The organism is Streptomyces sp. NPDC053076 (genome assembly GCF_044546845.1).
GTDB lineage: Bacteria > Actinomycetota > Actinomycetes > Streptomycetales > Streptomycetaceae > Streptomyces.
Genome location: NZ_JBITZL010000008.1, coordinates 271,418 through 297,702, shown reverse-complemented (window position 1 = coordinate 297,702; position 26,285 = coordinate 271,418). Strand labels below are relative to the sequence as shown.

The following is a 26,285-nucleotide window of genomic DNA, read 5'->3' as shown; positions in this document are numbered from 1 at the left end:
GTTTGTTAGGCGGAAGATAGCAGCGGTTCGCCCGCTGCGGGAGGTGCCCCTTGGCCGTCACCATCGATCTGTCGGGGTCCGTCGCCGTCGTCACCGGCGGCACGCGAGGCGTCGGCGCGGGCATCACGCGGGCCTTGCTGGAGGCCGGCGCCGAGGTCGTGACCTGCGCGCGAAGGCGCCCCGGCCAGGGCGTCGAGGCGGCGGGCCGCGCGGCCCGCTTCCTCCCCGTCGACCTGCGCGAACCGGACGCGGTCGACGCGTTCTTCGACCGGGTGCGCGGCGATCACGGACGGCTGGACCTGCTGGTCAACAACGCCGGGGGCACCGGTTTCCGGATGCTCGACGACGGCGGCGCCGCATGCCACGCCCGCGTCGTCGAGCTCAACCTCGTCGTTCCCCTGACCGCCTCCCTCGCCGCGTACGAGGTGATGCGTCACCAGCGGGGCGGGGGATCCATCGTCATGATCGGCAGCGTCAGCGGCACCCGCCCGTCACCGGGCAGCGCCGCGTACGGAGCCGCCAAGGCGGGTCTGGACAGCCTCGCCCGTTCCATGGCGGTGGAATGGGCGCCCCGGGTGCGGGTCAACACCGTCGTCCCCGGCATGGTGCGCACCGAACTGTCCCACCTGCACTACGGGGACGAGGAGGGCATCGCCGCCGTCGGCCGCACCGTGCCGCTCGGCAGGCTCGCCGATCCCACCGATATCGGCGACGCCTGTGTCTTCCTCGCCTCCGACCGCGCCGCGTACATCAGCGGCGCCAGCCTGCACGTGCACGGCGGCGGAGAGCGCCCCGCCTTCCTCGACGCGGCCACCGTCAACAACTGACCCGCGACGGCACGAGGTGGCGACCGCAAACCGCTCACCGGACCGGGCCGGCAGTCGGGCCGCCCGGGACCCCCGCCCTGCCGGACCGGGCCGGCAGCCGGGCCGCCCGGAATCCACCCCGCCGAGCCCGGGCCGGCAGTCGGGCCGCCCGGGACCCCGCATCCAGCCAATGCCCCTCGAGAGGAAACACACCATGACAGGACTGTGCAGCGGCCGCGTCGTCGTCGTGACCGGGGCGGGCCGCGGGCTCGGCCGCGCGCACGCCCTCGCCTTCGCCGCCGAGGGGGCCAAGGTCGTCGTCAACGACCTCGGTGCCGGCCCGGACGGCACCGGAGCCGATACCGGGACCGCCCAGCAGGTCGTCGACGCCATCACCCGGTCGGGCGGGGAAGCGGTCGCCCACGGCGGCGACATCGCCACCGCCGACGGCGCGGCCTCGCTGATCGCCACCGCCCTGGAGACCTTCGGCCGCCTCGACACCCTCGTCAACAACGCCGGATTCCTGCGCGACCGCATGCTCGTCAACCTGGAGGAGGACGACTGGGACGCGGTGATGCGCGTCCACCTCAAGGGGCACTTCCTGCCGCTGAAGCACGCCGGGGCGTACTGGCGCGCCGAGGCGAAGGCGGGCCGCGTGCCCGTGGCCCGCGTGGTCAACACCTCCTCGGGGGCCGGCCTGCTGGGCAGCGTCGGCCAGGGCAACTACTCCGCCGCCAAGGCAGGCGTCGTCGGCCTCACCCTCGTCGCCGCCGCCGAGCTCGGCCGCTACGGCGTCCAGGTCAACGCCATCGCCCCCGCCGCCCGGACCCGGATGACGGAGCACACCTTCGCCGAGACGATGGCCGCCCCGACGGGCACCGCTTTCGACGCGATGGCCCCGGAGAACGTCTCCCCTCTCGTGGTCTGGCTGGGCTCCGCCGCCAGCGCCGGAGTGACGGGACGCGTCTTCGAGGCCGAGGCCGGCCGGCTCACCGTCATGGAAGGCTGGCGACCGGGCCCCACTGCGGACAAGGGCGCCCGCTGGACGCCGGTCGAGGCGGGTGAGACGGCTATGAAGCTCCTCGCGGAATCCGAGCCTCCACATCCGGTCTACGGAGCCCGCTGAACGGGGGTCCGGTACTGCCCGGGCGAGGGCGGGCGAGGGCGGGCGAGGGCGAGCGCGGGGGCAGCGCGGGGGAGCGCGGGGGAGCGCAAGAGGGCGCGAGACCGGAGCCGGGCCGGCGCCCCCTGCACCCTGCTCCCTGCTCCCTACGCCCTCAGCGCCCTCATCGTCAGTCCTCGGCGACGCGGATGATCGTGCGGCCGGCGACGCGTCGTGCCGGGGTGAAAGCGGCGGCTGCCTCGGCCAGCGGCCGAACCTCGCCGACCCGGACCTGGAGCCGGCCGTCCCGCAGCCGCTGGGCGAGATCGACGAGGCGTGCGCGGTCGGGTTCCACGACGAAGAAGAGGGCACGTCCGTCGTCGGGGCGCACGGTGGGCGGGTGGGTGATGGTGACGAGCGTGCCGCCGGCGCGCACGAGGGCGGCCGAGCGGTCGAGGATGTCGCCGCCGATCACGTCGAACACGACGTCGACCTGCCCGGCGTCCTCCAACGCGCCGGCCTCCAGGTCCAGGAACGCGTGCGCGCCCAGGTCCAGCACGGTGTTCCGGTCGGCGGAGCGGCCCGTGCCGACCACGCGGGCTCCCGCTTCGTGTGCGAGCTGGACGGCGATCGAGCCGACACCGCCGGCGGCGCCGTGGATCAGCACGGTCTGGCCGGTGGTGAGACGTGCATGGTCGAACAGACCCTGCCAGGCCGTCAGTCCGGAGATCGGCAGTGCGGCTGCCACCGTGTGGTGGACGTCGGCGGGAAGCGGGGAGAGGTTGCGGGCTTCCACGGCGACGTACTCGGCGAGCGAGCCGTTGCGGGTCCAGTCGGTCAGTCCGAAGACGCGCTGGCCGACGGTGAGGCCGGTCGTTCCGTAGCCCAGTTCGGCCACCGACCCCGACACCTCGTGCCCGGGCACGCTCGGGGTGCGGTCGCGGCCGGCGCGGTCTGACCAGGTGCCGGGCCAGTCGAGCTCCCCCCGGGTGAAGCCCGCGGCGTGCACCCGCACGATGACGTCGTTCTCTGCGGCGTGGGGATGGGGAAGGTCTTCCAGGGTCAGCCCCGAGACCCCGGCTTCGCGGTCCCGGACGGTGATGGCTAGCACGAGCACTCCTTTTTTCGTGTGTGCTGAGAGGGACGGGACGTGGACACGTCAGCCGATTTCCACCGAAGCCGACCCGAAGCCGACCCGAAGCCGACCCGGAGCCGACCCGGAGCCGGTGCCGGACCCGGGTCACCGGGGCCAGGGAGCCTCGATGATGCGCTCGACCATGGACGCACGGCGGAATCCGGGAACGAAGTGCTCCAGTACGTCCGCATTGATGGTCCCGTACGTGGTGTCCGGACGGTCTTTGAGGCCGTCGACGAATGCCTGCAGGAATTCCTTCTTGAAATCTCCGCGCGGATGAGCGGCGACGATCTCGTCCAACCGGTCGCCTTCCAGTCTGTCCAGTCCCCAGCCGACCGCGTCGGTGAGCACGCCGTAGTTCGTGGCAGCCGTCTCGGGGCCCATCCGGCCGGGAATCCCTGGCGTCGTGTGCAGGGCGATCGCCGTCCAGACCACCTCGGCGGCGCTCGCGGAGAACCCGTGGTCGAGCAGGAACCTCCGCGCGTGGTCGGCGCCGTCCAGCTCGAAACGCTGCTGCGTGTCGGAGAACGGGATCAAAAGGCCGGCGTCATGAAACATCGCGGAGATGTACAGCAACTCGGGATCGGGCTGGAGGTCCAGCTCACGCGCGTGGAGGGAACCGAAAAGAAATACCCGCCGGGAGTGGTGGAAGATCAGGGGATTCGTCCTCTCCCGAAGAAAGTTCGTGGCCTCCGAGACGGCCGAGGTACCGGGTATTTCCACCCCTGCGATGATGTCGGTCATGATGTCCGTGCTTTCCGATGTGATCCACTACGGCTGGACTGCGGTCCGTTGACCACGGTGCCGACCGTGCGGCCCCCGGCGCCGCCTCGGTCCGGCCATGAACCACTCGAATCCAGTCACCTCAGGATGGCTCTGTGAGTTCCGACGCGCATCGGGTAGCGATCCTCGTCTACGACGGGGTCAAACTGCTGGACGTCGCCGGCCCCGCCGAAGTCTTCGCGGAAGCGAATCTTCTCGGTGCCGACTACCGGATCGCCCTGGTGTCGACGGGTGCCGGGCGGCGAGTCAGGTGCGCCAGTTCCAGGGCGAGCGATGTGGCGGCGTGCTCCAGCGCGAGCACGGTGTGCTCGTCGGCCTCGCCCCGGGAATCGACCAGGGCCAGCACGCCCAGGATCTCGCCGTGCGGGCGGATCAGGGTGATCAGCCGGTCCTTTGTCCGCACCGGCCCGACCTCCCGCGCGACGGCGTGCAGCATTTCGTCCTGGCGCACGGGGTCCGGTTCCGGAGAGGGGTCGGGGCGGCTGGGGCCGGTCCAGGACCTCAGCCGACCGAAGCGGTCCTCGACCAGCGCGGGGAGTCCAGTGAGCCCGTGCAGTGCGCGGGTGACGGCTTCCTCGCCGCCGCCCGAAGCAGCGACATCGGCCATGAGGGCGTGAACGGCTCGCTGGTACCCCAGCTCAGCCACGACGGCGATCAGCTGTCGCTGGAGGGCGTCCGGGCGGTCCGCGACCAGGCGGTGAACGTCCTCGAACTGCTCGGCTACCCGCGGCACGCGGAGACCGGCGTCGCCTTCGACCCGGCCGGCACGAGGTGGTCGGCGTTGTCCAGGAACCCGACGCCCCACCGGGCACCGTCGTCGAGGTGCTGCGCCCGGGCTACGGGGACGGAGAGCGGCAGCTCAGGCCCGCCGCCGTGACGGTCGCGAAGCGGGAGACCGGTCATGGCACGGGACTTCTACGAGGTGCTGGGCGTGTCGCGGACCGCGAGCCAGGACGACATCAGCAGGCATATCGCAAGCTCGCCCGCAAGTACCACCCCGACGTAGGTTCGATCCCCCGACGTCCCACCGGAAGGACTTACTCCGCCTCGGCGCTGTGTGACGCCGACTGTCTTGCCACTCGTATGGCGCTGAGGTTCCGAACGAACGTCGCGGAGGTTCAAGTACGTGCCGTGTCGGTATTCCTAAGATTCGACGGCAGAAGGGAAACCCGGGCTGCTCCTGGACGGGTACACACCAAGGACAAGAACCTCGTGAAACCAGAGAAGTTCAGCCGCGTGGTCGTCATCGCAGGTACCGGCGTCGGCATGGACATCCCCGACGGGTTGATCGGCAATGGCCGAACCGGGCGTGCCCAGGGCCGCCGGATCAAGGTGATCGTTTGCCACCGGGCCACCTCGGTGTCCGTCAGCACCAGCAGCGCGCGCGGTTTGCATCCGGACAGCCCTGCTCCACTGGAGCCCGCTCGCTGTTGATCAGCCGGTGCCACGCCTTCCGCGCGCCGGAGCCCGGAGGCGGCCGAGCGAGGGCACAGGGCCGACCTGAAGAGAACCATCCCAACTTTTCGGCCCCTTTAGTACATGCAAGCAATTAGCTCTTTGATCTTCGAGGAGCTATTTTCCTGAAACCCGGTGGTCGGACAGTGCCGCCGTGGGAAGCGGAGACATGATAGGCCAGAGTCCTTATGACTATGTCGTGGTGGGAGCGGGGACAGCGGGGTGCGTGATCGCCTCCCGGCTTTCGGAACGCCCCGGCGTGCGGGTGCTGTTGCTGGAGGCGGGAGCCCGAGACGCGACCGAGGCGATGGCATCTCCCTGGGGGTTCCTGGGCTTCGACCCGTCATCCCTCTGGCTGGGCGCCTCAACCGTGCAGGCCGGTACAGGCAGGGCCGCTGACGTGCTGCGCGGTAAGGCGCTCGGCGGATCGTCGAGCGTCAACGGCCTCTACCACCTGCGGGGGCACCGCTCCGGGTACGACGAATGGCCCGGACTCGGGGCTCCGGGCTGGGGTTTCGACGATCTGCTGCCCTATTTCCGCCGCAGCGAGAGCACTCGCGGTCGTGATGCCTCCGTGCGGGGCACAGACGGACCGGTCGTGGCCGCCCCGGTCCCGGAACCCCATCCCCTGGCCACGGCAGGCGTCGACGCCGCGGTGCAGGCCGGGTTCACACGCGCCGATGACATCGGCGGGGGGCTGGAGACCGGGTTCGGGTGGAGTGACATGAATCTGCCCGGCGGCGCCCGCCAGAGCGCGGCCGACGCCTACATCCGTCCGTTCCTCGACCGGCCGAACCTGGACGTCGTCACGGACGCGACCGTGCAGCGGCTGCGCACCACCGAGGGCCGCTGCACCGGCGTCGACTACACCATGGGTGGCGAGCACCTGTCCGTCGAGAGCACCGAGGTGGTACTGACCGCGGGAGCCATCGGTTCCGCACACCTCCTGATGCTGTCAGGGATCGGCCCGGCACGACACCTTGACGAACACGGCGTCGATGTCGTCGCCGATCTGCCGGGAGTGGGCTCCCATCTGCAGGACCATCCGATGGCGGCCGTGGTGTACGAGGCCATCCAGCCCGTACCGTTCGTTCCTGCCAACCCTCCGGCCGAAATGATGGGCCTGCTGTACAGCGACCCCGTCGCGGCCCGGCCGGACCTTCAGGTCTACATCGTCGCCGCACCGCTCCCGTCGGCATGGGGCCAGCCGCCGGCCAACGGCTACTCCATCGCCTTCTCCGCGATGGCTCCGCACAGCAGCGGCACCGTGCGCCTGGCGGACGCCCTTCCCGCCAGCGCTCCCGTCGTCGACCCCGGCTACCTGAGCGACGACCGTGACCTCGAGGTCATGCGCAAGGGCCTGGCCCTGGCACGCCGCATCGGTGAGGCCGACGCGTTCGCCGACTGGCGCAAGCAGGAAGCGGTGCCGGGCTCCGGAACGAGCGGCGAATCCGTGGACGAGTTCATCCGCAAGGCCACCGGCCCCTACTTCCACTTCACCGGCACCTGCCGCATGGGAACCGATGCCGATGCCGTCGTCGACCCTGCGAACCTTCGCGTACATGGGGTGGCCGGACTGCGAGTCGCCGATGCCTCGGTGATGCCGTCCATCCCCTCGGCCAACACCAACGCGACCGTCTACGCCATCGCCGAACGGGCCGCCGAACTGCTCGACTGAGCCTCCTCAGCGCCCACGGCCCTTCCTCAACGCGTTCATCCTCCCCCGGACGTGCGCCGAATGCGGCCCAGACTCCGGCTCATCGCGGTGGCGGTGACATGCAGACGCGCGGCCGCACCGGCCAGGCTTCCCTCCTCCGGCAGTGCGTCGAGCACGGCGAGAAGGTGCACATCCAATTGCATGTGAGTAACCCTTGCCGTTCTTGACATGCATGTGAAGTCAATGGTGGGGCTCTACACCTTCGAGACGAAAGCGCAAGAAGCAACGCGCAGTTCGGCCCCCGACCCGGCCTCATCCCCCCTCCTCAGACAGGAGCACCATCATGTCCGAAACACCTCAGACCACTGCCGGCGCGACCTCCGACGCCGACCTGCTCGAGCAGACCGCGATCGCCGTGCGCGAGGCCGGGTCGGCGCTGCGCGAGCGCTTCGGCAAGGTGGTCCGCTACCAGACCCGCGAGGAGCTGATGAGCGCGCTCGCCGTCAACGACGACACGGCCCTCGACATCCTGCGTCCCCGCCTCTCGAGCCTGCGCCCGGACGCCGGCTGGGTGGAGGACGAGCTGGACGGCGGGGCGCTGCCGTCCGGCGAGTGGTGGGTCGTGGATCCGGCCGAAGGCAACGTCAACCACCTGCACGCCCTGCCGGAGTGGGCGGTGACCGCCACCCTCGTGCGGGAGAACCAGCCGGTGCTCACCGCGGTCCACCTGCCGTTGACCGGCGAGACCTACACCGCGCTCACCGGCGCGGGCGCCCACCTCGACGGCCGGCCGCTGCGCGTCTCCCCGACCGCGGAGCTCGGCCTGAGCATCGTGGCCACCAGCCAGGCCCGGCCCGACGAGGACAAAGACGTCGTGCGGCGCGTCGGCTCCTCGATCACCGCGATGCTCTTCGACGCGCTCGTCGTCCGAACCGCCGTGCCCGCGACTCTGCACCTGCTGAACGTGGCCGCCGGCCGGATCGACGCCTTCTGGCAGTTCGCCGGAGCCCGCGCCGACCTGCTCCCCGGAGCGCTGCTCGTCACCGAGGCCGGCGGACGGATCTCCGACACCGCGGGCCGCCCCTGGACCCCGCAGAGCGCCAGCTTCCTGGCCGCCGCGCCCGGCGTCCACGCCGAAGCCGTCGCCACCCTTTCACGCTGAGCACGCACCACAACCTGCACCCACGGAAGGACCAGATCATCATGACCACGATCGCAGTACTCGGAAACGGCCGCGTCGGCGGCAACCTGGCCACAGCCCTCACTCAGGCGGGGCATGAGGTGACCGTCGCGGACCGCGCGCCGGGCGCCGCCGCCGACGCCGCCCGGACGGCCCGGATCGTCATCAACGCCACCCCGGGCGCCGGCTCGCTGGACCGACTCGTCGCCCTGCGCGAGGAACTGCGCGACAAGATCCTCGTCGACGTCTCCAACGCCACCACCGACGGACCGGACGGACTGCCCGCCGACCTCGTCTACCCCGGCTCGAGCCTCGCCGAACAACTCCAGGAAGCCCTCCCCGAAACGCACGTCGTCAAGACACTCAACACCATGCTCTTCCCGGTGATGACCGCGCCGGCCATGCTCACCCAGGCGCCCGACGCCTTCCTCTCCGGCGAAGACCCGCAGGCCAAGCAGACCGTCCGCGAACTGCTCATCGACCTCGGCTGGCGCAAGGAGTGGATCACCGACCTCGGCGGAATCCAGACCGCCCGCGCCACGGAGGCCGCGATACTGTTCGTCCCGCACGTCATCCGGTCCACCGGATTCACCCCCTTCGCGGTCTCGATCGCCCGCTGACCGTCGAGCCGCGCCGGCTGCAGGTGACCGGGGCCGGCGCCGGCATGGAGGGGTTCCCGATGGGACACGATCGCGGCAGGCATGGTCCGACTTGGTCGCGGAGTTGACGTTGACATGAGGTCGTCGTGCATGAACTGATCTGAAAATCAGAGTGCCTGGCGTCCAGGTCGACGTCCGGGTGCGGCAGGCTGATCTTGGCCGAGACGGCTCGGCAAGCACGATCGGCATGGCCCACCGGCTGGAAGACGCCCGGATTCGGCTGCGGCTGCACCGTTTCGAACGCCACATCAGTAAGGGCCGGTTCGGCCGGTTCCCGATACTGCTCGTCGGCCAACGGGTCAGCCGCTTCGCTCCGGCTGGACCGGCCGGTTCCCGCGTTCGGGTGCACACCGGCGTTCGCCAGGTCGGGCGCTCCTCCTTCACCTTCAGCTCCTGGGTAGGGCTGGGAGCAGAGGCCGCACCTCGCTGATCGCATGGATGATGGTCGAGCAGTCCACGCCGAACCAGCAGGCAAGAACCTCGTGCTCTGCCCCACGGCGGAGATGGACAAGCTTGGCCAGGAGCCGGTCGACGAACGCCATCCCGTGTTTCGCACCAGCGCCGACGGGCCGCTTCCGTGACCGCGAGGCGAGCCTGGGTCGATGCCCGTCGCCAACCAGGCACGAGCCCATCAGGGGTCGCGTCTCGCGTTGCCCAACTGGGCGAACCGACCACCGCCTCGCGTACTCAGGCGATCAGCTCATCCAGCCGAACCAGAAGCATCAGCTCTGCCTCTCGACCGCTGCCATGCGGGCCGTCTATAGGAAGATTGGCACAGTGCCCACATGAGCCATGGCGACGTCCTGCGGAACATGACCACAACAGGATGGCGTTGAAGCAATGAATACGAGATCGGAGAGGGATGCACAGTACTGGAGCGGAGGTCGACGGCGCGCGTGGGGTGTTCGCAGTGGACTCGACCGCCCCGGGCGCCGCACCGCGGGGACTGGACGTGTTCCGGCGCGGGTGGGAGACGCAGATCGGCGACGACGTCTTCCAACTTCCGGCCTTCAGCCCGGACACGATCGGTGACTTCCGGGTCAAGGGCAATGTGACCAAGGTGCACGGCGCGGCGATCGCCGATCTTCACGCCGCGTCGGCAACCCGGACTGCGGACGTTCAGGGCGGCGATCAGGATCTGGTTGCCATGTACGTAGTGCGGCGCGGCACATGGACATTGGGCGGCCCGCCCGGTTATGGCGACCAGGCCGTGTCGGCCGGGCGGTTCCTCGTCCGGCACCTCGGGCGCCTGACGGCCTTCGAGACGACGGCGCACCTCACGGCGAAGTTCCTTGTCCTGCCACCCGGCGAGCTCAAACCCCTGGTCGGGAACCGGGCCATCACAGGGCCGGCGGACTCGGCCGAGATGCGCTTGCTGACGGCCCTTACAAACATGATCCACATCACCGTGGCCGACCTGGGCCCGGCTGGTGTGGCAGCTGCCCACGGCTCCCTGATCGAGCTGGCCAAGGCGGTGGCGAAGGGCCGGTTCGACGACGTAGAACCCCGTCTGGCTCCCGCGCTCGCCCAGGCAGCCAAGGACCTCGCGGACCGTCGGCTCGCTGATCCCGAGCTTTCTCCGGCGATGCTTGCGCGTGAACTCAACGTCTCCGTCCGTACGTTGCACCGGGCATTCGCCGCGGTGGGTGAGCAGGTGACCACCTACATCCGCCACCGGCGACTGCACGAGGCCCGGCTCGCCCTTACCGCACCGTCAGGTCGCCTGAGCATCTCGGAACTCGCCGCACACTGGCAGTTCGCGGACGGCAGTCACTTCACCCGAGCCTTCAAGAAGCACTACGGACAGACTCCCACCGAGTACGCCCGCTCGACCGGAGCAGCCGCGCTCTCGCCGGACCGGCACTCGCCGGGCCACGGGCCGGCCGAAAGCGTGTGACCGGAGGTACGACCGCAGTTCAGCGGATGCCGCCTACTCGTGTCCCAAGCAAGGCAGTGCGGCGCTGTGGGCGGCCTGGGCATCGACTGGAGGCTCGACGACCTGCATCACACGCGACCCGCCGACAACGAAGGCTGGGATGACTTGCCCGAACGATGCCGACGGTAACACTGCCTGGTATTCCGCAAGCCGTCGCGCTCACCGCCTCTTGCCTACCTCCTGGTCACCGAGGCGCCCGGGAGGGAAGGTGAAACGGGACGGCACAGCACCGCGGGCGGCGGTGGCGCGGTCGCTTATTGAGCCGGCGGTGTGTCGCTGCGCTGGGCAGCTGACGGGGTGATGCCATTCGGTGCCACTTGGTCCGCGACTGGTCCGGCGGGGACTCCGTTGGTTGGCAGACAGTGAATCGAAGAACCCAAGTGATTGCAGTGGGTGCTCACCATGTCGGACACCCAGAACGCGACGATGCCCCGAGACAAGCGCCTTCAGGCTCTAGAAGAACCCAAGTTTCTTTGGACTGTATGAACAAAGAATGTTCTTCGTCTGCTGGTGGTACACCTGCCCGCGCGGCTTTGACCAGCACGAATGATGAGTTGTAAGTCCAGCGCTAGAGCCGCCGGTCCGTGTATGGTCCGGATCTTGGTTGTGGGCTGGTCGGGGCGGAGTGCGGCCACTCATACGAGCGCCGAAGTTGGGGTGACGAGGAGCCGAGGGAGGGAGTTGATGCGGCACTCTCGGCCGGTGCGGAGGCCGGGGCCGCCGCCGTCGCCAAGGTGCGCTCGGTCCTTCCCACTCGCTCCCCAGCGAGCGGGTACTCCCCAGGGGCAAGCTTTGGCCCCAGCCGTTGCCTCGCAGCGTCGGCTTGGGCGAGCAGGGCGTTGCCCCGCAGGAAACGGGGAGGCTCGGGGATGGCCTGGCCGAAGCACTCGGTTCTTCCCCGAGATCCGGTCACAGCCCTTTCGGCACTGGGATAGCTGTGGTGGGATCGCCAAGAATGACAGTGCCGACCCGATCATGGGCGACGACCTTGCTGTACAGCGCCATGTCGAGTGCTCTTCTTTCGTCAGCATCATGCACGCTGACGTTGTAGTCACTCACGGCCTTCCCGTAGCTGATGAGCAGACTACCAACGGACTGGTAGTACGGGCGCATCGCGAGTCCAACGGGCCTGCCGAGGCACAGGCGCTGGTACAGCACTTCCTCGATGTCGGAGGTGAGTACTTGTCGATTCGGTGGGAACGACATCGTCCAGTTGAAGGTCGGTTCGACATGTCCCACGAACGCGCGCAGGGGTTTCGGCGCGGCAGCGAGGCCAGCTCCGCCGGAGGCTCGTGGAACTCGGGGCCGCCTGGTCGGCGACGACCCGCGCATAGGGCGGCCCGTCCACCTGTCGGTGATGCGCGAGACCCGCGCCCGGCAGTTGTCCTTCGACAGTGAAGTTAGTCGTGTGCGGCGTGCTGATCTGGGACGACTGGATTGAATGTCACCGGTTGTCCACGGACGCCGGGCACCGGTCGGTGTGGTGAGCGATGGAAGGCTCACCGGCCTGTCTCTGTCACGGGCGCTCAGCGTGGTCGAGGTGATCCTGCAACACGCGCGCGATTTCCTCCCGGTCTCCCTGAGGCGGGATCTGCTGGTAGTTGGTGTCTCCCCGGTCGAGCGCCAGCTCGCTGGTGAAGTACACCAGGTCGGGAGCGGGAGCGACGGAGTCCCGGAGCCAGCGGGCCAGGACGGCGGCTTCGTCGGCCGTGGCCATGACCGCCATGACGGATCCCATCCCCGGGTACGGCATGTTGGCGAGACCTTCGAGCCACACCCCGCCCCCCAGGGGAAGCTCGAACGACAGACCTTCGCTGGCCCGCGGCCCCAAGGGTCCTTCCGGCGTGGCCGAGGCACCCGGAAAGGCGTGCAGCAGCCGGTTGGCGAGATCGTCGAGGTTCAGGTTCCACGCTGCCGCGTTGTCGACCGGCGGTGCGAAGCTGAAGGTGGTACGGCGCGGGTTGGGTGTGCTCATGGTGGGTGTGAACTCCTAGGGGACGTAGCGCGCGGTGCCGGTCACGCCGCTCATGACCATCATGCTCTGCCAGTACGGGGCCGCCTCCTGGTCGTTGGTGATGATCTCCAGGCCCCGCAGCTCACTGTTCCGCGGATCGGACAGCGCCGCACGGTAGCGGGCCAGCTCCTTGCCGTCCTTGAAGTACATCCCGTCGAGGTAGGGGTCGAACTTCACCTTGCCCTTGTCATCCAGCTTGGGCGGAGTGCCGAGCGTCTGGTCGACCTTGGCGAGGCTGCGGTAGGTGCTGCGGCAGCCGGGCTCGCGCACGTGCTTCGCGTCGATCGCGTAGCCGTCCGCCGGGCGCATCCCGTCCACCATCAGCCCCTTGCCGCTGGCGCCGGTGGCCGAGGCGGGCAGCGGGACCTCTCGTTCTGGGTAGCCGGCCACGCGCAGCTGGTAGGCGTTGTCCGGGTCAGTGGGTCCGCCGCCGCCGGCGAAACCACCCGCGTTGAGCGAGTTCGCCCAGGTTCGGAACTGCTGCTGCTCGGCCAAGCTGAGCAGGCGTGAGGTTCCCGGCTCCGGAGGGATGGGATCCTGGCTGGGTACGGAGGGGTCGACTCTGCTGGCCATGGGCAGGATGCCCGGGGCCTGCCCGCGGTAGGAGGCGAGCATGAGCGGCAGAGGTTCCGGGACCGGGACGGGGAGCAGCGGCAGCCCGGGGATCCCCGGTGGATCGTCTGAGCCGTGTGGAAGCCTGACTCGGTTTTCGGAGGCATCCAGCGCGTGCGCAACGATGCCGAGCTGGCGTATCCACGGGTCGTCCAGGACGGCGTCGTGCAGTCCGCCGTCGTAGCCGTTGCCGCCGAACATGGGCTGGTCCCACGGCATGTCGATCGCGAACGGATCCACCTGGTGCTGGACGATCTTCTTCATGGCCTCTTCGACATGGTCGGCGTACCGCTCGCATGCCCTGGCGAGCTGGGTGCAGGCAGCCACCAGGTTGGCGACCAGGGTCTCGTCCGCGTGGGCCTGCTCCGGTGGTGCGGCGAACCCTACGAACGCCTTGAAGTAGCGGCGGAAGGCATCGGCGGCTTCACCCGAGTGCGCCTTGTCCGCGGTGTGCGCGTACACCTGCGCGTCTTCCAGGAAACGCAGCATCAGTTTCCCGCCGTGGCGCCAGGTGCCGGCCACGTCACGCAGTTTGTCCGGCGAGCCGCGGAATCGGTCGCTGATGCCCGCAGGCGCGTATTGGTCGTACCAGGCGGTATCACCCACAACCTCGGGCAGTTCCTGGCCCAGGCCGAGGAAACTCTCGGTGCAGTCCGCACCGGGGTTGCCCATGCCCGCGGTCAGGTCCACCTGCTTTCCGAGGATCGCAGAGGCGATGGCGCTCTCCCGGGCCATGAACTCACGCGCATTGCGCATCAGCCCCGTGCCGGTCTCGCCCATGACGTACGCGCTGAACCCGATCTTGTCGAGGGTGGTGGCTGCCGCCGACTTGTACACCTTCGCGAAGGCGCGCCCAGCGTCGTCGTCGCCGGCCATGCCGTGCTGCCGGTCGAGTTCGTGGAAGAGTGCGATGGCAGTGTCCCGGGCACCGACCATCACCGTGTCCACCATGGCCATGGACGCTTTGATCATGCCCTCGGCGATGACCTTCAGGTCCGGTGACAGCCCCATAGACATTCCCCCTCAAAGCGAACTCGTCCATGTGAACGGGCGGTTGGACCTCTGTTCTATCGCATGAGGATCCCGGAGACGCAGAGTGCCTCCCACGCCACAACCCGGGTCGCTCGCCTCGACGCATGGTCAGCCGACTTGAGGAGGCAGCGGGTCAGCCCGCAAGCAGTGCCGCAAGGCGAGGGCCTTGGCGGTCCGCAAACGCACCTCGACCCGGCCGACGACGTCCGGCCGCGCGATGTCCTAGCCGAGGCCCAGACCGTTCCCTCGGCGCTCCACGGCGATATCGAACAGGCCGGGCACGGCGGCGACCGGCACATCGGTCAGTCGCCGCGTGCACGGGGCAACGGGCGTGCCGCGGCTGAGCTTGCGCCCGGTGCACAGCACCAGCCGCTGCCCGGTGGCCGCGACCGCGGTCGAGACCCCTGGGTCCCGCCCACCGCAATCAGCTGACCTGTGTGGACTTACTCGATGTCAAAGGATGGTGGCGGAGGTACGTCGCAGATGTACCAGGCCTGGGCCGAACTGTTCCTGACAGGGCTCTGCTTCCTAGATCCCGGCCTGCACCGCACCGTGACCACACTGACCCGAAGCCCTTGACCGCATGGCCTTGGCCTTTGGGTGAGCGGCTCCGTGGCATCCGGCCACGGAGCCTCCGCGAAAAGCCGTTGGCGGACCACGGCGACCACTGCTACTTTGCCGGAGGCCGTGCGAGACAACGAGGAGGTGGTACCCGTGAACGTATTCACATGGGTGCTCTCCTCTGGGGTCATGGTCGGGCGATAGGTCGTTCGGGAGCGCCGTTTCTGAGCCCTCCCGAAAGGCACGACCATGCACTTCACTTCTGAACAGCGCCTCGACGGCGGCGTCCTCGAGTGCGAATTCACCCTCGGCGAGATCCCCGGCATCCTCTGGTCACCTGCGTCCGCGTCCGCACCGGTCCCGCTGATCCTGCTCGGCCACCCTTCCCTCGGGCTGCGCAAGATGTACCCCCGACTGGTGGCCCGGGCCAAGCACGCCGCGGCGGAGGGCTTTGCCGCGGCGCCACTCGGCCTCGTGACGAGCGCCCGACCCCACGGAGGTCCACCTGTCGAAGCCCGCTATCCGATCTGCCCGCTTTACCACCCCCATCCTCTTGGCGCTCGGTGCGATGAACGCGTGGACGGCCCAACAGGCTGAGGACTACGTCTCCTTGTCCACGGCACTTTGCCCGTGCGTCTGCGCGGCCGGGCTGTTCGGTGAGGACCTGCTGCAACGCGGCTACCACCGCGACCGCGCGGTCCTCGCGCACGTCGCGGCGCACCCCGGAGCTGCGACTCGCCACGTCGCCCGAGCCGTTGGCGTCTCTGAGCGAGTCGTCGCTCAGAACCTCGACCGCCTCACCGACGACGGGCTGCTGGTGCTCGTCACTGACGGCGCGACCCCTGCCCTGCGGTCCCATCGACTGGCGGTCTGACCGGCCTCGGCTCAGAGCGAGAGGCCCTGCCCCGTGGCGCAGGGCGATACATAGCAGACGATCCCCGGTTAGCGAAACCGGGGATCGTGCAGAGCATTGATGGTGTTCGCACACGGCTGTGCTTGGCGGTGGAGTCGTGGCGGACGCAGTTGGCGGTGCCGCACGCATTCGCGAGGAGGTATAGGGCGCTGCTGCCGCCTGCTGCCATATCATGCGCACATCAAACGGTTCGGCGTGGCGCCGGACGGCCGGCTGTTCCGGAACCAGGCCGGTAACTACGTGGACGCGGCTGCGTATGGCACGACGTGGGCGCGGGCGCGGAAGTACGTCCTGACCCGCACGGAACTCGCCTCCGGTCTGGCCAAGCGGCCCTACGATCTCCGGCACGCCGGGATCTCGTTCTGGTTGTACTCCGGTGTGGACCCGGCCGAATGCGCTCGCCGCGCCGGCCAGAGCATCGAGGTCCTCTTCCGGCACTACGCCAAGTTCCTGGATGGCGTCAGGGAGCAGGCTAACCGCCTCATTGAACAGTCCATGCTGGAGTGGGACCGCGTCAGCCAGGCCGCGGCGCCTGAGGGTGAGTCGGGGTTTTGGTCCGTGACTGGTCCGGAAGAGCTGGTCAGGAGCGGGATAGCAGTGGGAGGAACTGGGAGTTACGACGTAAACCGGGCTCTGCTCCGAGCGGGCTGAGCGGAAGGCGCCTGACGGGCAAAAGCCCAGGTCAGACGCCTTTTCTCGGGCTTCTAGAAGAAGCCGAGCTTCTTCGGTGAGTAGGAGACCAGCAGGTTCTTCGTCTGCTGGTAGTGCTCCAGCATCATCTTGTGTGTCTCCCGGCCGATCCCGGACTGCTTGTAGCCGCCGAACGCCGCGTGCGCGGGATAGGCGTGGTAGCAGTTGGTCCACACCCGGCCCGCCTGGATCGCGCGGCCCGCGCGGTACGCGGTGTTGATGTCCCGGGTCCACACGCCCGCGCCCAGCCCGTACAGCGTGTCGTTGGCGGTTTTGATCGCGTCGTCGAAGTCGTCGAAGGAGGCCACCGAGACGACCGGGCCGAAGATCTCCTCCTGGAAGATCCGCATGCGGTTGTCGCCCTCGAAGATGGTCGGCTGGACGTAGTAGCCGCCCTTCAACTCGCCCTCATGCTCGATGCGTTCCCCACCCGTGAGGATCTTCGCGCCCTCCTGGCGGCCGATGTCCAGGTAGGAGAGGATCTTCTCCAGCTGGTCGTTGGACGCCTGAGCGCCGATCATGGTGCCGGTGTCCAGCGGGTGACCCGGCTTGATGCGCCGGGTGCGCTCGACCGCCGCCTCCAGGAATTCCGCGTAGTGACCGCGCTGGACCAGTGCCCTGGACGGACACGTGCAGACCTCGCCCTGGTTGAGAGCGAACATCGTGAAGCCCTCGAGCGCCTTGTCGCGGAAGTCGTCGTCGTGCGCCCAGACGTCGTCGAAGAAGATGTTCGGCGACTTCCCGCCGAGTTCCAGGGTGACGGGCTTGATGTTCTCCGAGGCGTACTGCATGATCAGCCGCCCGGTCGTGGTCTCCCCGGTGAAGGCGATCTTCGCCACCCGCGGGCTGGACGCCAGCGGCTTGCCCGCCTCCACGCCGAAGCCGTTGACGACGTTCACCACGCCCGGCGGCAGCAGGTCCGCGATCAGGCTCAGCCAGTAGTGGATGGAGGCCGGGGTCTGCTCGGCCGGCTTGAGCACGACCGCGTTCCCCGCGGCCAGCGCCGGTGCGAGCTTCCAGGTCGCCATCAGGATCGGGAAGTTCCACGGGATGATCTGCGCGACGACCCCGAGGGGCTCGTGGAAGTGGTACGCCACCGTGTCGTCGTCGATCTCACCCAGCGATCCCTCCTGCGCCCGGATCGCCCCCGCGAAATAGCGGAAGTGGTCGATCGCGAGCGGGATGTCGGCCGCCAGCGTCTCCCGGACCGGCTTGCCGTTCTCCCAGCTCTCGGCCACCGCCAGCCGCTCCAGGTTCGCCTCCATCCGTTCGGCGATCTTCAGCAGGATGTCGGAGCGCTCCGCCACCGGCGTACGCCCCCACCCGGGCGCCGCCTCGTGCGCCGCGTCCAGTGCCCGCTCGACGTCCTCCGCGGTACCGCGTGCGATCTCTGTGAAGGGCTGCCCATTGACCGGCGACGGATTCTCGAAGTACTGCCCGCGCGCCGGCGGCACATAGGCGCCGCCGATGAAGTGGTCGTAGCGCGGCTGGTAGGAGACGATCGCGCCCTCGGTGCCCGGCGCCGCGTAACGAGTCATCCTGGTCTGCCTCCCGGTGCAGCGCTGCCCGCCGTTGGGCAGCTCTCGGCGCGAGGCTAGACAGGCGGACGTTGCAAGTACGTTGCGCGGGGCCACGGACCGTGCCGCCCGCGACCCCGCCCCGGAGCCCGACCGGCCGACGCCGCCGACCGGGTCGTCGGCGCGGCCGCCGACTCGGCCGCCAACTCGGCTTCCAGCGCGGCGAACCGCGCGCGGACCGGGGCCGTGGGGCGCACCGCGGCGAGCGCCCGCCACACCTCCACGTCGTCCTCACCCCACGGCGCGTGCGCCCAGTCCGCCAGCAGGTCCGGGTCGCCGTGCGCGACCAGTGCCGCGCGCAGTCCGCCGGAGAGCCGCTCCCGGAGCCGGACGATGGCCGGCGCCTGCGATCCGGGCAGCAGAGGGCCGGCGTACGCCTCCGCCGCCGCGGTGAGCGCACCCGTCTCCAGCCGCCGCTCGACCACGGTGGCGTCCGACTCGATCACGGCCGTCAGCCGGTACGGCCGTGAGGCGAGCAGCCCCGGGCCCAACAGCCGCCGCAGTCGCGCCAGTTCCGCCCGGAGCGTCACCGGGGTCACCGACTCGTCCGCGTACAGCGCGCACAGCAGCTGATCACCGCTCAGCCCCTCGGGGTGCCGGGACAGCAGCACGAGGATCTCGCTGTGCCGACGGCTGAGTCTCGTCCGCCGTCCGTCCAGGGCGAGCTCGGCCTCGTCCCGGCCGAGCGCGCTCAGCAGCGGTGCCTTCTCGGGACGGGGCGGGGCGAGCAGGGCGAGCTGCGCCTCCGCGGCGCGCGCGACCGCCTGCACGAAGCCGAGGCTGTGCGGGTGGGCGAGCCCGTCCCCGCCGGTGATGTCCACGGCTCCCAGGACCCGTCCGGTGCGTGGATCGTGCACGGGAGCGGCGGCGCATGTCCACGGTTGCACCCGCCGTATGAAGTGCTCGGTGGCGAACACCTGCACGGGCCGGTCCACGGCGACCGCGGTGCCCGGCGCGTTGGTGCCGACCGCACTCTCCGACCAGCGGGCTCCGGGCACGAAGTTCATCCGGTCCGCCCGGCGCCGGGTCGCCGTGTGCCCCTCCACCCACAACAGCCTGCCGTGCGCGTCACACACCGCCAGCAGGTGCTCGCCGTCGGCCGCGAACGAGCCCATCAGCTCCCGGAACAGAGGCATCACCCGGGCCAGCGGATGCTCCGCGCGGTAGGCGCCGAGGTCGCCGTCGGCCAGCTCCACGCCGGCGGTGCCGTCCGGCCCGACACCGGCCCGCGCGCTGCGCCGCCACGACTCCGCCACCACCGACCGCACCGGACGCGGCACCGTGCCCCCCGCGGTGAACGTCTCGTGCGCCCGGCGCAGCACCCGGACGCGCTCGGCGGGGTCGGCCCCCGGCTCCAGGGCAACCCACGGATCGTTCAACTCGGCCTCCTTGGACGGTGACAGCGAGGGTGGATGCGGTGCGCTGAACGGGGGGGTGATGTCGGATATGGCGGATCGGACGGTGAAGCGGTGGTGGATGCGGTGGTGGATGCGGTGCGGTGCGGTGCGGTGCACGGAGGTGGTGATGTCGGGTACGGCGGATCCAACGGTGAAGCGTGATGGATGCGGTGCGGTGCGGTGAACGCAGGTGGTGATGTCGGGTACGAAGGGCCGGGGATCGGGTGGTGACGCGGCCGGCTCGGTGGTGCCACGGCGACCGGGACCATCGTCACCCCGGGGGTGCGCCCGGACAACCGCTGCGCCGGCCGCTCAGCCTCCGGTTAGGAGAAGTTGACCATTCTGATGTAGCGCACCCAGTCCCAGGCCGGCCCTGGGTCGGTGTGATCGGTGCCGGGAATCTGATAGTGGCCGATGATGTGCTCCCTGTCCCGGGGGATGCCGTACTTTGCGCAGACCGCCGCCGTGAGCCTCGCCGACTGCTCGTAGAGCGCGTCGGTGAAGTAGGCGGGCTGATCCACCCAGCCCTCGTGCTCGATGCCGATACTTCGGGTGTTGTAGCTCCAGTTGCCCGCGTGCCAGGCGATATCGGCCTCATGCACGCACTGGGCGACGTGCCCGTCCACCGAGCGGACCAGATAGTGCGCGGAGACCTTCTTCTGCGGATTACCGAAGATCGCCAGTGTGTCGGTGTACGTCTCCTGTGTGACGTGGATGATCACACGGTCGATGGCGTAGTCGCCGGGGCGGTCGGACACCGTGTAGTTGGAGCTGCTCGCCGGCCGCCACTCCGCGGGCGGGTAGTCGACGGCCCCGCTCTGTGCTCCGGCACGCGGGTCGGGAAGCAGCGCGTAGGGGACGGCGGCGAGTGCCGCGCCCTTCAGCAGCAGTCGCCGTCGGCTGAGCCGCGGCTTGGCTCGGTCCATGTCCATGACGGGATGCCTTTCGGGAGGCCGTTCGAAGTCAGTGGTACGGCGGAGAGGTCAGCCGCGCCGGGCCCGCGCGGTCTCCCGCAGTCGTGCGTGCACGCCGCGGTACGTCTCCCTGGCGGGCAGCCACTCCCTGCGGAGTTTGGCCACGCACGTGTAGGTCGTGTCGCACACGGTGGCCAACGGCGATTCGACCGCGCGGGTTGCGCCTCGGCACGCGTCCAGCTCACTGAACCCGTAGTCGCGCACCGACCACCGCATCAGGTCGAGCCGCGCTATCCGGAACGCGTCCTCCAACGGGCGGGCCGAGCCGGTCGAGACGATGTGCGTGTCCGACCCGTCCGACCCCGGGCGGGGCCACGGCGTAGCGGTGTCCTTGAGGGGGTCCACGACCACCACCGTGTTCATCGCGCACCACACGGCCGCACCGCAGGTCTCGCCCTCGCCCTGCCGGGCACGCCCGTCGCCGAGGCTGAGCAGCGCGCCCTCGACGTTCACGCCCGGACAGTGGGTGACTCCGGCGCGCATCTCGGGCCTGTCCATGCACCGCCGGCGGAAGGCTGCCGCCCGTTGCGGCGGCGCCGCACGGGATCGACGCGGCCACCGCGGCGGCCGGCGCCGTCGCTGTGAGGGTTCGGAACAGCACTTCGCGCAATCCGACGGCATCGCGTCGCGGTGCCCCGGCCGGCCCTCCGAGCATGTGTCCCCCGATGCGTGTCAGACGACTGCCACCCGCCGCTCGTACGTCTCTGTCATGTCGCGCAGGCCCGTCGCTCCTTGACGGACCGTCGGCTCGTGCTCGCGTGAATCACGGTACGGCGAGGCCCGATTGGGCAGAAGGGCATACGCCGGTTCCGTGGACAAGTCGCGGCTTGTGGATAACTCGCTCACCCGATCGGGCGAGAAGCGGGGGCGGCCCGACCGGCGAGGCGTGTGTCCCGGGCCCTAGCGGAGTGCCGATGTGCGCATGGCACGGCCGTTTGCGCAGGGCGGTCGGGGGCTGGGTGGGCGTGTGTCCCGGGCCTTGGCGGAGTGCCGGCGAGCGCATGGCACGGCCGTTTGCGCAGGGCGGTCGGGGGCTGGGTGGGCGTGTGTTCCGGGCCTTGGCACGGAGTGTCGGCGAGCGCATGGCACGGCCGTACGCGCAGGGCGTCGGGGCCGGTTGGGTGTGTGTCCTGGGCCTTATGCGCAGTGCCGTCGAGCGTATGCCAGAGCCGTATCGGCAGCGCAGCTGACCGTTCTCCCGGGACACGCCACGCTTCCGGCTCGCACCCCCACCGTGCGGCGCGGTCCGGTATCGGCCGTCAAGGCGCCACAGGCCGCGCGGCGCTCAGGCTCGTTCCGCCACCACAGCCGGGTCGTCCAGTACCGCGCGGACCACCGAGTGCGCGGCGCCCAGCAGCGGGCCCTGCGAACCGAGCCGGGACACCGCCACCGGGCAGGCCGGGCCCGCCGTGCGGCCCGTCAGCTCGCTCTCCAGGGCCGGCAGCAGCCACGGCGAGAGGCCGGCCAGGGCCCCGCCCAGGACCACCGTCTCGGGATCCAGCAGGTTCACCGCGCCGGTCAGGGCGATGCCCAGGGCCGCACCGGCGTCCCGCAGCGCGCCCCGCACCCCCTCGTCGCCTGCTTCCGCGCGCTCCGCGAGCAGCCCGACCAGATCCTCCCGCCACGCCAGCCCGGCCGCGCGCAGGACCGCCTCCTCGCCCGCGTACTGCTCCAGGCATCCCCGGCCGCCGCACGGGCAGGCGGGGCCGTCCGGCCGTACGGGCACATGGCCCAGCTCGCCCGCGAAGCCCCGGGTCCCGCGCAGCAGTCGGCCGTCCACGACGACCGCCGCACCGATGCCGATCTCTGCCGACACGTGCAGGAAGTCACCAGGGGTATCGGCGCCGAGCCACAGCTCGGCCAGGGCACCGAAGTTGGCCTCGTTGTCCACGGTCAGCGGCCAGTCGCCGGGCAGCAGAGCGCCGAGGTCGGTGTCGTGCCAGTCGAGGTTCGGGGCCCGTACGACCGTCCGGCCGTCCCTGGCCACCAGCCCGGGCACGGCGACCGCGAGCCCCGCGGGCCAGAGCTCCGCCCGCTCCGCCTCCGCGGCGACCCGGCGGATCAGTGCCGTCAGATCCGCGATGACGGGACCGGGTGCCCGGCCCCGGTTGGCGCCACGCCGAACGGCCCGCGCCCGGACCTCGCCGCGCAGGTCGACCGCGCACACCGCGAGGTGGTCGACGCCGACCTCCGCCCCGAGCCCGGCCGGACCACGACCGCTCACCGCGAGCGCCGATCCGGGCCTGCCCACCCGGCCGGGCCGCTCGGGACCGAGTTCCTCCAGCAGCCCCCAGCGGATCAGGTCGTCCACCAGCGTCGACACCGCCGCCCTGGTCAGACCGATCCGCGAGGCGACCGCCGCCCGGGACAGCGAACCCTCCGCGCTGACGGCGTGCATGACCCGGGCGAGATTGCGCCGGCGCATGCCCTGCTGGGTGTCCGGCAGGACGTGCCCGGTGCCCGGCGGGCGCGCCTCGTGCAGCGGTTCGGTCATGCCTCCGTCAATCCTCGGTGCCCGCCGCCCGGCTGTGCGCGGGCGGCTTGCTCACTGGGTCCCGGTCTCCCGCTCCAGCAGCGGGGCCGCGTCGGAGAGTACCCCGGTGATCCGGTCCAGCGTCGCGCCGTCCCGCTCGACGGCGGCCAGCACCGGGCCCGCGGCCGTGTTCCAGCGACGGGCCACCGCCGCGGGGTCCTCGCCGGTCAGCAGTCCGGCCGCCTGCGCCGCCGCGCCCAAGGCGACCAGTTCCCCGGCCTCCGGGATCTGGACGGGCCGCCCGGAGAGCCGGCGAACGGTCTGCTGCCAGGCCGTCCCCCGGGCCCCGCCGCCGATCAGGAGCAGCGGGGTGCTGCGGTCCGCGTCCTCGTCGAGGACCAGGTCGAGGGCCCCGAGCAGCGCGTGCACCGCGCCGTCGTAGGCGGCCTGCAACAACTGGCCCGCGGTCGTGTCGTGACGCAGCCCGTGCAGCACCCCGGAGGCATGCGGCAGATTCGGGGTGCGTTCACCGTCCAGGTACGGCAGCAGGGTCACGGAGCCGCCCGGTTCCACCGCCTCGCGGTCCAGGCCCAGCAGGGCCGCCACCCGGTCCACCGCGAGGGTGCAGTTCAGGGTGCAGGCCAGGGGCAGCCAGTCCCCGCGCGCGTCGGCGAAGCCCGCCACCGTGCCGGCCGGATCGGTGGGGCGCCGCTCGGAGACGGCGTAGACCGTGCCGGAGGTGCCGAGGCTCAGCACCGGGGTGCCGGGCCGCAGGCCGAGGCCCAGTGCCGCCGCCGCGTTGTCGCCGGTGCCGGGGGCCACCAGGGTGCCTTTGGAGAAGGGCAGCTCGTGGCTGTCGCGTACGGTGCCCACCACCTCGCCGGGTCGCGCCACCCGGGGCAGCAGCGCGGGGTCGAGACCGAGGTGCGCGAGGGTCTCCTCGTCGTACGCCTCCGTGCCGGAAGCCCACCAGCCGGTGCCGGAGGCGTCGCCGCGGTCGGTGGTGCCCTGCCCGGTCAGGCGCTCGGTGAGGTAGTCGTGGGGGAGCCGGACCGCCCTGGTGGCGCGGACCGCGTCCGGCTCGTGCTCGGCGAGCCACGCCCACTTGGCGGCGGTGAAGGACGCGCCGGGCACGCTGCCGGTGCGCTCCGCCCAAACCTTCGGTCCGCCCAGCTCCTCCACGAGACGGCGGGCCTGGGGTGCGGAGCGGACGTCGTTCCACAGCAGCGCCGCACGCACCGGTTCGCCGTGCTCGTCCAGGGTGACCAGGCCGTGCTGCTGGCCGCCGATCGACACCGCCGCGGCCTCGTGCGCCGGCTCCCCGCACTGGCGCAGGGCCGCGCACAACGCGTCCCACCACTGGCGCGGATCACTCTCCCGGCCCAGGCCGGTGGTCACGGTGTGCGGAGCCTGGCCGGCCGCCACGACCTGCCCGGTGGCCGCGTCGACGACCAGCGCCTTTGTGGACTGGGTGGACGTGTCCACCCCGACGACGAGCGGACCCTCGGCTGCTGACATCGGGCTCTCCCTCTTCCGCGACTCCGCGGGATCTGCGGTGGGCTGGCGAAGACACCTTGCTGTCGAAGACATCTTCTCTTCCCAGCGGTGCGCCCGCATACTAATTTGTAAACCGCCATGACGAAATAGTCGTACCCAGCAAGGAGCCGCGGCATGAACTACCAGCCCACACCCGAGGACAGGTTCACCTTCGGCCTGTGGACCGTCGGCTGGCAGGGAAGGGACCCGTTCGGCGACGCCACCCGCCGCGCCCTCGACCCGGCCGAGACGGTGCGGCGCCTGGCCGAGCTGGGCGCCCACGGAGTGACCTTCCACGACGACGACCTGATCCCCTTCGGCTCCTCGGACACCGAGCGCGAGTCGCACATCAAGCGGTTCCGCCAGGCCCTGGACGCCACCGGCATGACCGTCCCGATGGCCACCACGAACCTCTTCACGCACCCCGTCTTCAAGGACGGTGCGTTCACCGCCAACGACCGCGACGTGCGCCGTTACGCCCTCCGCAAGACGATCCGCAACATCGACCTGGCAGTGGAACTGGGCGCGAAGACGTATGTCGCCTGGGGTGGGCGCGAGGGTGCCGAGTCCGGGGCGGCCAAGGACGTACGCGCCGCCCTGGACCGCATGAAGGAGGCGTTCGACCTCCTCGGCGAGTACGTCACCTCCCAGGGCTACGATCTCCGCTTCGCGATCGAGCCCAAGCCGAACGAGCCCCGCGGCGACATCCTGCTGCCCACCGTCGGCCACGCGCTGGCCTTCATCGAGCGCCTGGAGCGACCCGAGCTGTACGGCGTCAACCCCGAGGTCGGCCACGAGCAGATGGCCGGCCTGAACTTCCCGCACGGCATCGCGCAGGCCCTGTGGGCGGGCAAGCTCTTCCACATCGACCTCAACGGCCAGTCCGGCATCAAGTACGACCAGGACCTGAGGTTCGGCGCCGGCGACCTGCGGGCCGCCTTCTGGCTCGTCGACCTCCTGGAGAGCGCCGGTTACGAAGGTCCCCGTCACTTCGACTTCAAGCCACCGCGGACCGAGGATCTCGACGGCGTGTGGGCGTCGGCGGCCGGCTGCATGCGCAACTACCTCATCCTGAAGGAGCGGTCGGCCGCCTTCCGTGCCGACCCGGAAGTGCGGGAGGCGCTGCGCGCGTCGCGGCTGGATGAGCTGGCCCGGCCGACCGCGGCCGAGGGTCTTCAGGGGCTGCTCGCCGACCGCACGGCCTTCGAGGACTTCGACGTGGAGGCGGTCGCCGCGCGCGGCATGGCCTTCGAACACCTCGACCAGCTGGCGATGGACCACCTGCTGGGGGCGCGGGGCTGAGCGCGCGAGGGCCGGGGGCGAGCGGCAGCGGCTCCTTGCCGCCGACACCATGACTGGTTCCCTTCACGATCTGTTCGACAGGAACCCGGCCGCACGGCCAGTAGGGGCGCGCTCAGGGTTGTCTCAGGGTCGGGACGCGGAACCGCAGGGAGCGGGAGGCCGTTCTCAGATCAGAGAGCGGCAGTGGCCGCGAAGGAGGCGACGCTCATGTCCAAGCAAGCGAAGATCGCCGCAGGGGGCGTGGCGGTCGGACTGATCCTGCTGAAATGGCTGCCCTGGTGGGTGGCGTTCCTGATCGTGGTGGGGGTACCGGTGGCCGCGTACCTCGCCCTGGACCCCTCACAGCGGCGCAGGCTCCGCCGGGTCACCCGCAAGGAGCTCGGCCGCTGAGGCGCCGGCCCACGGAAGGGGGGGCGGCGCTCAGGGGTCCGTGCGCGGCAGGGGATAGGTCGCTCAAGCGTCCACGCGCGGCAGGGGGCCGGTCGATCGGG

Annotated in this window: 23 protein-coding genes and 5 pseudogenes; 14 read left to right on the top strand and 14 right to left on the bottom strand. The window is 70.4% G+C overall.

The features are described from left to right. Positions 1-50: 50 nt before the first annotated feature. Positions 51-827 carry an SDR family oxidoreductase gene (locus ACIGYR_RS29875; RefSeq protein WP_399605022.1) on the top strand — a complete coding sequence of 259 codons (777 nt, stop codon included), beginning with the start codon at positions 51-53 and terminating at the stop codon, positions 825-827. Positions 828-1,020: 193 nt separating this feature from the next. Then, positions 1,021-1,932, top strand: coding sequence for an SDR family oxidoreductase (locus ACIGYR_RS29870; RefSeq protein WP_399605024.1), 912 nt, complete (start codon positions 1,021-1,023; stop codon positions 1,930-1,932). Between the two features lie 166 nt (positions 1,933-2,098). Here the strand turns inward: ACIGYR_RS29870 and ACIGYR_RS29865 are convergent, their stop codons facing one another. The 3 genes from ACIGYR_RS29865 to ACIGYR_RS29855 all read right to left on the bottom strand — a co-directional run bounded on the left by ACIGYR_RS29865 (position 2,099) and on the right by ACIGYR_RS29855 (position 4,559). Further along, the gene (locus ACIGYR_RS29865) at positions 2,099-3,019 is read right to left on the bottom strand and encodes an NADP-dependent oxidoreductase (protein ID WP_399605026.1); all 921 of its coding nucleotides are present in this window, start codon (positions 3,017-3,019) and stop codon (positions 2,099-2,101) included. 129 nt (positions 3,020-3,148) lie between these two features. Beyond that, a complete protein-coding gene (locus tag ACIGYR_RS29860; RefSeq protein ID WP_391843496.1) occupies positions 3,149-3,787 on the bottom strand; it encodes an HD domain-containing protein in 639 nt (212 codons plus the stop codon). A 244-nt stretch (positions 3,788-4,031) separates the two neighbouring features. Next, positions 4,032-4,559, bottom strand: a complete 528-nt coding sequence (locus ACIGYR_RS29855) for a hypothetical protein (protein ID WP_399605294.1) — start codon at positions 4,557-4,559, stop codon at positions 4,032-4,034. Here ACIGYR_RS29855 and ACIGYR_RS29850 point away from each other — a divergent pair. The 4 genes and pseudogenes from ACIGYR_RS29850 to ACIGYR_RS29835 form a co-directional block, all read left to right on the top strand. After that, positions 4,491-4,720: pseudogene (locus ACIGYR_RS29850) on the top strand (nucleotide exchange factor GrpE); the annotation flags it as partial. The gene ACIGYR_RS29855 and the pseudogene ACIGYR_RS29850 sit on opposite strands and share 69 nt — an antisense overlap. 7 nt (positions 4,721-4,727) lie before the next feature. Beyond that, positions 4,728-4,843 (top strand): annotated as a pseudogene (locus ACIGYR_RS29845) (DnaJ domain-containing protein); the annotation flags it as partial. A gap of 195 nt (positions 4,844-5,038) precedes the next feature. Then, entirely contained in the window at positions 5,039-5,260 is a 222-nt protein-coding gene (locus tag ACIGYR_RS29840; protein WP_399605296.1) for a hypothetical protein, read from the top strand. 175 nt (positions 5,261-5,435) lie between these two features. Next, positions 5,436-6,959 carry a GMC family oxidoreductase gene (locus ACIGYR_RS29835; RefSeq protein ID WP_399605028.1) on the top strand — a complete coding sequence of 508 codons (1,524 nt, stop codon included), beginning with the start codon at positions 5,436-5,438 and terminating at the stop codon, positions 6,957-6,959. Positions 6,960-7,003: 44 nt separating this feature from the next. On the opposite strand, the pseudogene ACIGYR_RS29830 reads toward ACIGYR_RS29835, so the two are convergent. Further along, positions 7,004-7,141: pseudogene (locus ACIGYR_RS29830) on the bottom strand (LysR family transcriptional regulator); the annotation flags it as partial. Positions 7,142-7,281: 140 nt separating this feature from the next. Here ACIGYR_RS29830 and ACIGYR_RS29825 point away from each other — a divergent pair. Both ACIGYR_RS29825 and ACIGYR_RS29820 read left to right on the top strand, forming a co-directional pair. Next, positions 7,282-8,100, top strand: a complete 819-nt coding sequence (locus ACIGYR_RS29825; RefSeq protein ID WP_399605030.1) for an inositol monophosphatase family protein — start codon at positions 7,282-7,284, stop codon at positions 8,098-8,100. Positions 8,101-8,141: 41 nt separating this feature from the next. Then, positions 8,142-8,738 carry an NADPH-dependent F420 reductase gene (locus tag ACIGYR_RS29820; protein ID WP_399605032.1) on the top strand — a complete coding sequence of 199 codons (597 nt, stop codon included), beginning with the start codon at positions 8,142-8,144 and terminating at the stop codon, positions 8,736-8,738. 425 nt (positions 8,739-9,163) lie between these two features. Here the strand turns inward: ACIGYR_RS29820 and ACIGYR_RS29815 are convergent, their stop codons facing one another. After that, positions 9,164-9,319: a transposase family protein gene (locus ACIGYR_RS29815; protein ID WP_400014349.1), complete on the bottom strand. Its 156-nt coding sequence runs from the start codon at positions 9,317-9,319 to the stop codon at positions 9,164-9,166. 410 nt (positions 9,320-9,729) lie between these two features. On the opposite strand from ACIGYR_RS29815, the gene ACIGYR_RS29810 reads away from it, so the two are divergent. Continuing rightward, positions 9,730-10,674, top strand: coding sequence for a helix-turn-helix domain-containing protein (locus ACIGYR_RS29810; RefSeq protein ID WP_400014347.1), 945 nt, complete (start codon positions 9,730-9,732; stop codon positions 10,672-10,674). Between the two features lie 948 nt (positions 10,675-11,622). On the opposite strand, the gene ACIGYR_RS29805 is transcribed toward ACIGYR_RS29810, so the two are convergent. The 3 genes from ACIGYR_RS29805 to ACIGYR_RS29795 all read right to left on the bottom strand — a co-directional run bounded on the left by ACIGYR_RS29805 (position 11,623) and on the right by ACIGYR_RS29795 (position 14,350). Beyond that, positions 11,623-11,952, bottom strand: a complete 330-nt coding sequence (locus ACIGYR_RS29805; protein ID WP_399605038.1) for a hypothetical protein — start codon at positions 11,950-11,952, stop codon at positions 11,623-11,625. Positions 11,953-12,229: 277 nt separating this feature from the next. Next, entirely contained in the window at positions 12,230-12,688 is a 459-nt protein-coding gene (locus ACIGYR_RS29800) for a hypothetical protein (RefSeq protein WP_399605040.1), read from the bottom strand. Between the two features lie 15 nt (positions 12,689-12,703). After that, positions 12,704-14,350, bottom strand: a complete 1,647-nt coding sequence (locus tag ACIGYR_RS29795) for a restriction endonuclease fold toxin-2 domain-containing protein (protein WP_399605042.1) — start codon at positions 14,348-14,350, stop codon at positions 12,704-12,706. 831 nt (positions 14,351-15,181) lie between these two features. On the opposite strand from ACIGYR_RS29795, the pseudogene ACIGYR_RS29790 reads away from it, so the two are divergent. The 3 genes and pseudogenes from ACIGYR_RS29790 to ACIGYR_RS29780 all read left to right on the top strand — a co-directional run. Continuing rightward, positions 15,182-15,406: pseudogene (locus ACIGYR_RS29790) on the top strand (alpha/beta hydrolase); the annotation flags it as partial. Positions 15,407-15,542: 136 nt separating this feature from the next. Then, positions 15,543-15,806 (top strand): winged helix-turn-helix domain-containing protein, encoded by a 264-nt coding sequence (locus ACIGYR_RS29785; RefSeq protein ID WP_399605044.1) that lies wholly within the window; start codon positions 15,543-15,545, stop codon positions 15,804-15,806. 234 nt (positions 15,807-16,040) lie between these two features. After that, positions 16,041-16,496, top strand: coding sequence for a hypothetical protein (locus ACIGYR_RS29780; RefSeq protein WP_399605046.1), 456 nt, complete (start codon positions 16,041-16,043; stop codon positions 16,494-16,496). A gap of 53 nt (positions 16,497-16,549) precedes the next feature. On the opposite strand, the gene ACIGYR_RS29775 is transcribed toward ACIGYR_RS29780, so the two are convergent. The 6 genes and pseudogenes from ACIGYR_RS29775 to xylB all read right to left on the bottom strand — a co-directional run bounded on the left by ACIGYR_RS29775 (position 16,550) and on the right by xylB (position 24,474). After that, entirely contained in the window at positions 16,550-18,073 is a 1,524-nt protein-coding gene (locus ACIGYR_RS29775; protein ID WP_391843521.1) for an aldehyde dehydrogenase family protein, read from the bottom strand. A gap of 56 nt (positions 18,074-18,129) precedes the next feature. Beyond that, positions 18,130-19,491 (bottom strand): GAF domain-containing protein, encoded by a 1,362-nt coding sequence (locus tag ACIGYR_RS29770; protein WP_399605280.1) that lies wholly within the window; start codon positions 19,489-19,491, stop codon positions 18,130-18,132. Between the two features lie 341 nt (positions 19,492-19,832). Then, positions 19,833-20,435 (bottom strand): N-acetylmuramoyl-L-alanine amidase, encoded by a 603-nt coding sequence (locus tag ACIGYR_RS29765; protein WP_399605282.1) that lies wholly within the window; start codon positions 20,433-20,435, stop codon positions 19,833-19,835. 57 nt (positions 20,436-20,492) lie between these two features. Then, positions 20,493-20,981 (bottom strand): annotated as a pseudogene (locus tag ACIGYR_RS29760) (acetamidase); the annotation flags it as partial. 787 nt (positions 20,982-21,768) lie between these two features. Next, positions 21,769-22,977 carry an ROK family protein gene (locus tag ACIGYR_RS29755; RefSeq protein WP_399605048.1) on the bottom strand — a complete coding sequence of 403 codons (1,209 nt, stop codon included), beginning with the start codon at positions 22,975-22,977 and terminating at the stop codon, positions 21,769-21,771. A 51-nt stretch (positions 22,978-23,028) separates the two neighbouring features. After that, a complete protein-coding gene (gene xylB / locus ACIGYR_RS29750; RefSeq protein WP_399605050.1) occupies positions 23,029-24,474 on the bottom strand; it encodes a xylulokinase in 1,446 nt (481 codons plus the stop codon). Positions 24,475-24,627: 153 nt separating this feature from the next. Between xylB and xylA the strand changes: the two genes are divergently transcribed. Both xylA and ACIGYR_RS29740 read left to right on the top strand, forming a co-directional pair. Further along, the gene (gene xylA, locus ACIGYR_RS29745) at positions 24,628-25,794 is read left to right on the top strand and encodes a xylose isomerase (protein ID WP_399605051.1); all 1,167 of its coding nucleotides are present in this window, start codon (positions 24,628-24,630) and stop codon (positions 25,792-25,794) included. A gap of 207 nt (positions 25,795-26,001) precedes the next feature. Beyond that, positions 26,002-26,184: a hypothetical protein gene (locus ACIGYR_RS29740; RefSeq protein WP_399605053.1), complete on the top strand. Its 183-nt coding sequence runs from the start codon at positions 26,002-26,004 to the stop codon at positions 26,182-26,184. Positions 26,185-26,285 lie beyond the last annotated feature (101 nt).

Bases quoted from the DNA above. Each gene is read 5' to 3' on its own strand.
- ACIGYR_RS29820 (WP_399605032.1), top strand. From the start codon at position 8,142: ATGACCACGATCGCAGTACTCGGAAACGGCCGCGTCGGCGGCAACCTG.
- ACIGYR_RS29815 (WP_400014349.1), bottom strand. From the start codon at position 9,319: ATGGCGTTCGTCGACCGGCTCCTGGCCAAGCTTGTCCATCTCCGCCGT.
- xylA (WP_399605051.1), top strand. From the start codon at position 24,628: ATGAACTACCAGCCCACACCCGAGGACAGGTTCACCTTCGGCCTGTGG.
- ACIGYR_RS29860 (WP_391843496.1), bottom strand. From the start codon at position 3,787: ATGACCGACATCATCGCAGGGGTGGAAATACCCGGTACCTCGGCCGTC.
- xylB (WP_399605050.1), bottom strand. From the start codon at position 24,474: ATGTCAGCAGCCGAGGGTCCGCTCGTCGTCGGGGTGGACACGTCCACC.
- ACIGYR_RS29825 (WP_399605030.1), top strand. From the start codon at position 7,282: ATGTCCGAAACACCTCAGACCACTGCCGGCGCGACCTCCGACGCCGAC.
- ACIGYR_RS29795 (WP_399605042.1), bottom strand. From the start codon at position 14,350: ATGGGGCTGTCACCGGACCTGAAGGTCATCGCCGAGGGCATGATCAAA.
- ACIGYR_RS29870 (WP_399605024.1), top strand. From the start codon at position 1,021: ATGACAGGACTGTGCAGCGGCCGCGTCGTCGTCGTGACCGGGGCGGGC.
- ACIGYR_RS29775 (WP_391843521.1), bottom strand. From the start codon at position 18,073: ATGACTCGTTACGCGGCGCCGGGCACCGAGGGCGCGATCGTCTCCTAC.
- ACIGYR_RS29755 (WP_399605048.1), bottom strand. From the start codon at position 22,977: ATGACCGAACCGCTGCACGAGGCGCGCCCGCCGGGCACCGGGCACGTC.
- ACIGYR_RS29765 (WP_399605282.1), bottom strand. From the start codon at position 20,435: ATGGACCGAGCCAAGCCGCGGCTCAGCCGACGGCGACTGCTGCTGAAG.
- ACIGYR_RS29740 (WP_399605053.1), top strand. From the start codon at position 26,002: ATGTCCAAGCAAGCGAAGATCGCCGCAGGGGGCGTGGCGGTCGGACTG.
- ACIGYR_RS29800 (WP_399605040.1), bottom strand. From the start codon at position 12,688: ATGAGCACACCCAACCCGCGCCGTACCACCTTCAGCTTCGCACCGCCG.